This window comes from Marinilabilia sp. (genome assembly GCF_016278715.1).
In the GTDB taxonomy this organism is placed as follows: domain Bacteria; phylum Bacteroidota; class Bacteroidia; order Bacteroidales; family Marinilabiliaceae; genus Marinilabilia.
Map to the genome: position 1 here is coordinate 1 of NZ_JADQBH010000307.1, position 5,781 is coordinate 5,781.

Genomic DNA, 5,781 nt, shown 5'->3' on the forward strand with positions numbered 1-5,781 from the left:
CCCGCCGCACCGTGATTGAGAAATATGGAATTGATGCCAGAAAGGTGGTTACTGTTTACAATGCTGTTGAGCCTTTAGAGAAAAAAGATAAACCAGCTTTTCATAAAGGGACCAATGAAAAAGTGGTTACCTTTCTGGGGCGGATTACAATGCAAAAGGGGCCAGAGTATTTTGTGGAAGCGGCTCACCGGGTGTTGAAGAAGACTCAAAATGTGCGGTTTGTAATGGCAGGAAGTGGTGATATGATGCACCGGATGGTGCGCAGGGCCGCGCAATTGAAAATAATGGATAAGTTTCATTTTACCGGTTTCCTGCGCGGCGAGGAGGTTTTTAGTATGCTCGCCATGAGCGATCTCTACGTGATGCCCTCGGTCTCCGAACCTTTTGGTATATCTCCCCTGGAGGCAATGCAAAGCAATGTACCAGTAATTATCTCACATCAATCTGGCGTTGCCGAAATTCTTACCTATGCCATTAAAACCAATTTCTGGGATGTAGATGCCATGGCCGATGCCATTTATGGTGTACTGCAATATCCGGCTCTTTCCAAAATGTTTGTAAAACACGGGAGAAAAGAGGTGGATTCTCTCAAATGGGAGAAGTCGGCACTGGAAGTGAAAATGGTTTATGAAAGTGTGCTGGGAATAAGCTAATTGTTAATGTTAATTAGAGATTTTATTTACATAATGCTTTTTTCCTGGAGTAAAGGTAATACAGGGATTCTTTTAAGTTTGATATGAAAAATACAGAAATATGAAGACAGTTTGTTTATACTTTCAGGTTCATCAACCATTCAGATTCCGGAGATATCGGTTTTTCGAAATAGGAAATGACCATTACTATTTTGACGACTATACCAATGAGTCGATATTAAATAAAATAGCTGCAAATTGCTATCTTCCGGCTAATAAACTATTGCTTAAACTGATTAAGCAGCACAAAGGCAAGTTTAAAGTGGCTTTCAGTATTACCGGGGTGGCTATGGATCAGTTTAAACTCTATGCTCCCGAGGTGCTCGACAGCTTCAGAGCTCTTGCAGATACCGGAGATGTGGAGTTTCTGGCCGAAACGTATGCCCATTCTCTTGTAGCCTTGAAAGATGAAGATGCTTTCAGGCAGCAGGTGACCATGCACCGGGATATGGTTGAAGAACTTTTTGGACAGATACCGGAGGTATTCAGAAACACCGAACTTATTTATTCCGACCATATAGGGGACATGGTCGCCCGGATGGGGTTTAAGGCAATGCTGACTGAAGGAGCCAAGCACATTCTGGGTTGGAAAAGCCCAAACTTCCTTTATTGTAATGCCATTAATCCGAGATTAAAAGTATTGCTTAAGAATTATAAACTCAGTGATGATATCGCTTTCCGTTTTGGAGACAAAGGTTGGCACGAATGGCCACTTACCAGCAGTAAATTTGCCGGGTGGTTAAACCAGCTTGACAAAAAGGAAGAAGTGATAAATCTATTTATGGATTATGAAACATTTGGAGAGCATCAGCCCCGGGAATCGGGAATATTTGAGTTCCTGGAATATTTGCCTAAAGAGATTCTCAAGCATAAATCTTTACAATTTGCCACTCCTTCCGAGGTCGTTTCCAAGCATCAGGTGGTTGCGCCCGTTAATGTTCCGAATCCAGTTTCCTGGGCCGATGAAGAAAGAGATTTGACCGCCTGGCTTGGTAATGAAATGCAGCAGGAGGCTTTTGATAAGTTATATGCACTGTTGCCAAAAATGAACAAATGTGCTGATTCCAGGTTGAAGAAGGATTGGAATTATCTCCAGTGTAGCGACCATTTTTATTATATGTGTACCAAGTTTTTCTCCGATGGGGATGTACACGCCTATTTCAACCCTTATGAAACTCCCTACGAGGCCTTCATTAATTATATGAATGTGTTGAGCGACTTTTCCATTCGCCTCAATGCAGCAGTTCCTTTCAGTTCTGAAGAAAAAGAGCTTGCCAATCTTGCCGGTATCCTTGAGGAACGTGATCAGAAGATTAAAAAACTGGAAGAGGAAGTTCAGAAATTGCGAAGTAGAAAAAAAACTTCTACTGCAAAGAAAACTTCAAAAAGTAAAGTGTCTGTTACTAAAGAGCCAAAGAAAACTTCAAAAGTTGCCGGTAAAACAACGAGTAAGAAATAGATTTTTGATATTAAATTTTGAATGATGGATAGTTTTTTGAAACCGGACTTTGTTTTTGAAACAAGTTGGGAAGTTTGCAATAAAACCGGTGGTATTCATACGGTTCTTTCATCTAAAGCCAATACTTTGGTGGAGCAGTTTCGGGACAATGTGATATTTATTGGCCCCGATGTTTGGCGCGGACCACAAAAGAATCCGGAATTTTTACCCGATCCGTCTTTGTTTCCCAAGTGGCAGGACGTTTTGTTCCGTGAAGGACTGAGGGTGAAAACCGGACGTTGGAATGTTCCGGGGCAACCTATAGCGTTGTTGGTTGATTTTAGTCCTTTGGTGGCCCGAAAGAATGAAATTCTGGCCGGCATGTGGGAAAGTTTTAAGCTGGACAGTCTTTCCGGACAATGGGATTATGTGGAGCCTGTGCTGTTCGGCTATGCGGCCGGTATGGTAATTGAAAGTTACTATAAGTCCCTTATTGCCGATACCGAAAAGGTGGTGGCCCATTTTAATGAATGGATGACCGGAAGCGGTGCTCTTTATTTGCGGGATAATCTGCTTCAGGTAGGGACTGTTTTTACTACTCATGCCACTGTAATCGGTCGTTCGCTGGCCAGCCATGGCGCTGATATTTATGAAAAATTGATTGAAATTGATGCCGATTCAAAAGCAGGGGAGATGAATGTGGTTGCGAAACATTCTATGGAAAAAACCACCGCCTGCAATGTGGATTGTCTTACTACAGTTTCAGATATTACAGCCCGTGAATGTGCTCATTTTCTTTCACGCGATGTGGATGTGATAACCCCCAATGGCTTTAACAACAGTATTGTTCCTGAAGGTAAAGAGTATACAAATAAACGCCAAAAAGGAAGGGAAAGGCTGATTCAGGTTGCCGAGGCATTGCTGGGAATTAAGGTTCGTCCGGATGCTTTGTTTATAGCCAATAGCGGGCGTTACGAATACCGCAACAAAGGAGCTGATGTATTTCTGGATGTTCTCAAGAAGCTGAATGAAGATGAATCGAACAAACGTGAAATATTGGCCTTTGTGCTTATCCCTGCCAATACTTACGGTCCCAGAAAAGATTTGATGGCCCGGTTGTCAAATGGAAATGCAGATGGCCCTTTGCCCAATCCGTTTTTGACTCATGGGCTGAATGATATTGGTTACGACCCCATTATCAATAAGATTCAGGAGATACACCTCAACAACACTGAATCTGAAAGGGTGAAATTGATATTTGTGCCCAGCTACCTTAACGGGAAGGATGGAATATTCGATGTTTCTTATTATGACCTGCTGATGGGGATGGATCTTACCGTTTTTCCTTCCTATTACGAACCCTGGGGATACACTCCTCAGGAAAGTGTAGCTTTTGGTGTTCCAACCATTACTACTTCCCTGGCCGGTTTTGGGCTGTGGGCTGGCAAGCATTCTAAAAATATTTCCGAAGGGGTGGAAGTGGTTTTCCGTAACGACCGAAACTATCAGGAGGTCGTGGAACATATTGCAGCGGTGGTTCAGGATTTTTCATCCTTGACCGAAAAAGTGGTTGCCGGTTACCGGCAAAAGGCCCGGAAGGTAGCATCTTTGCTTGAGTGGAATTCATTGATAAAGAATTATTATGAGGCTTATGACTTTGCTTTAAGGGAGGTCAACAGCCGTCGTGATAAATTTAGAGCTGTTAAACGTGATGTTCGAATCCGGTATGTACCGGAAACAAGTCCGGTGCCCGGATGGAAAAAACTGGTTGTGAAATCGCGGCTACCCGAACGAATTAAGGTTCTGCACGAGCTAACTCACAATTTGTGGTGGGCCTGGAATTTTCCTTTAATGGAATTGTTTGAGAAAATTGATCCTGAAATATGGGATGAGGTGGGCAAAAACCCGGTGCAATTGCTGGATAAAGTTTCCTATGACCGTTTAAGTGAGCTGGCGTCTGATAAGGATTTTGTGGAAAGCCTCGATGATATATATGTTCGTTTTCGGGAATATATGGAACGCGATTCTACCGAAAACCCACGTTTGGCATATTTCAGTATGGAATACGGACTGAACAATGTGTTGAAAATTTATTCAGGTGGATTGGGAATTCTGGCAGGTGATTATTTGAAAGAGGCAAGTGACCGAGGGGTGAAGATGGTCGCCATCGGACTATTGTATCGGTTTGGCTATTTCACGCAGACATTGTCAATCAATGGAGAGCAGACAGCCGGTTATGAGGCTCAGGACTTTTCTCAGCTGCCGGTTGAAGAAGTTCGCGGTGCGGATGGTCAGGCCCTCTTTGTTTCAATTGAGCTGCCTGGCCGTAGCCTTCATGCAAAAGTCTGGAAAGCTCAGGTTGGAAGAGTGCCACTCTATTTAATGGATACAGATGTGGATAGCAATACACCTGCGGACCGCCAGATAACCCACCAGTTGTATGGCGGAGACTGGGAAAACAGACTGAAGCAGGAGATATTGCTCGGCATGGGTGGTATCCGTCTGCTTAAGGCACTCAATGCGCATGTGGATATTTACCATATCAACGAGGGGCATGCAGCGCTTATCAATTTGGAACGACTTGTTGACCTGGTGGAGCAGAAATACAGTTTTGCTGAAGCAATGGAAATTGTTAGGGCTTCTTCTTTGTTTACCACTCACACTCCGGTGCCCGCCGGACATGATAAGTTTGATGAAGATTTATTCCGTATTTATCTGCGTCATATTCCGGAAAAGCTGAATATTTCCTGGGATGATTTAATGGATATGGGGCGAGAGCACTCCGGGGGCGATGAAAAGTTTTCGATGAGTGTGCTGGCTGCAAAATCATCGCAGGAGATGAACGGGGTGAGTGCCTTACACGGTGATGTTTCCCGAAAGATGTTCCGAAGCCTGTGGAGCGGCTATTTCCCTGATGAACTGCATATTGGGCATGTGACCAATGGTGTACACTACGGAACCTGGACTGTTTCTGAATGGCAGGACTACTATAAAAAAGTGTTTGGAGACGATTTTTTGTCAGATGTATCAAAGAAAGATTACTGGAAAAAAATCTATGATGTTCCGGACACCGAGATTTGGAATATCAGGCACACCTTGCGCAAAAAACTGATGGACTTTATCAGGGAACGACTGGAGGGTAGTATGTCTCAGCGTCACGAATCTCCCGGCCATATTGTTGAAGTACTCGACATCCTGGATGAAGACGCATTGACGATAGGTTTTGCAAGGCGTTTTGCTACCTATAAACGAGCTCACTTGCTTTTCCGTGATCTGGAGCGTTTGTCCGAAATTGTTAATGATTTTGAGCGCCCGGTTCAGTTTATTTTTGCTGGTAAAGCCCACCCCGCCGATGGGGGAGGACAGGCACTGATAAAGCAAATCGTGGAAATTTCCAAACAGCCCGAATTTATAGGCAAGATTATCTTTCTGGAAAATTACGATATGGAACTGGCCAAGCGGTTGGTTAGCGGCGTGGATGTGTGGTTGAATACTCCTACACGACCGCTTGAAGCCTCCGGAACAAGCGGGCAAAAAGCCGAATTAAATGGGGTTCTGAACTTCAGTGTTTTGGACGGATGGTGGTACGAAGGATATGCGGAAGACGCAGGATGGAGCCTTACCGACGTGCGTTCTTTCGACAACCAGGAA

The 5,781-nt window shown here is 44.0% G+C and carries 3 protein-coding genes; all 3 read left to right on the top strand.

Annotation, left to right across the window (positions count from 1 at the left end):
- Nucleotides 1-653, top strand: a 653-nt coding sequence (locus QZZ43_RS18620; RefSeq protein ID WP_291862424.1) for a glycosyltransferase family 4 protein, incomplete at its 5' end; no start/stop codon positions are given.
- Nucleotides 654-753: 100 nt separating this feature from the next.
- Entirely contained in the window at nt 754-2,151 is a 1,398-nt protein-coding gene (locus tag QZZ43_RS18625) for a glycoside hydrolase family 57 protein (RefSeq protein ID WP_291862427.1), read from the top strand.
- A 24-nt stretch (nt 2,152-2,175) separates the two neighbouring features.
- Nucleotides 2,176-5,781, top strand: a 3,606-nt coding sequence (gene glgP / locus QZZ43_RS18630; RefSeq protein ID WP_291862429.1) for an alpha-glucan family phosphorylase, incomplete at its 3' end; no start/stop codon positions are given.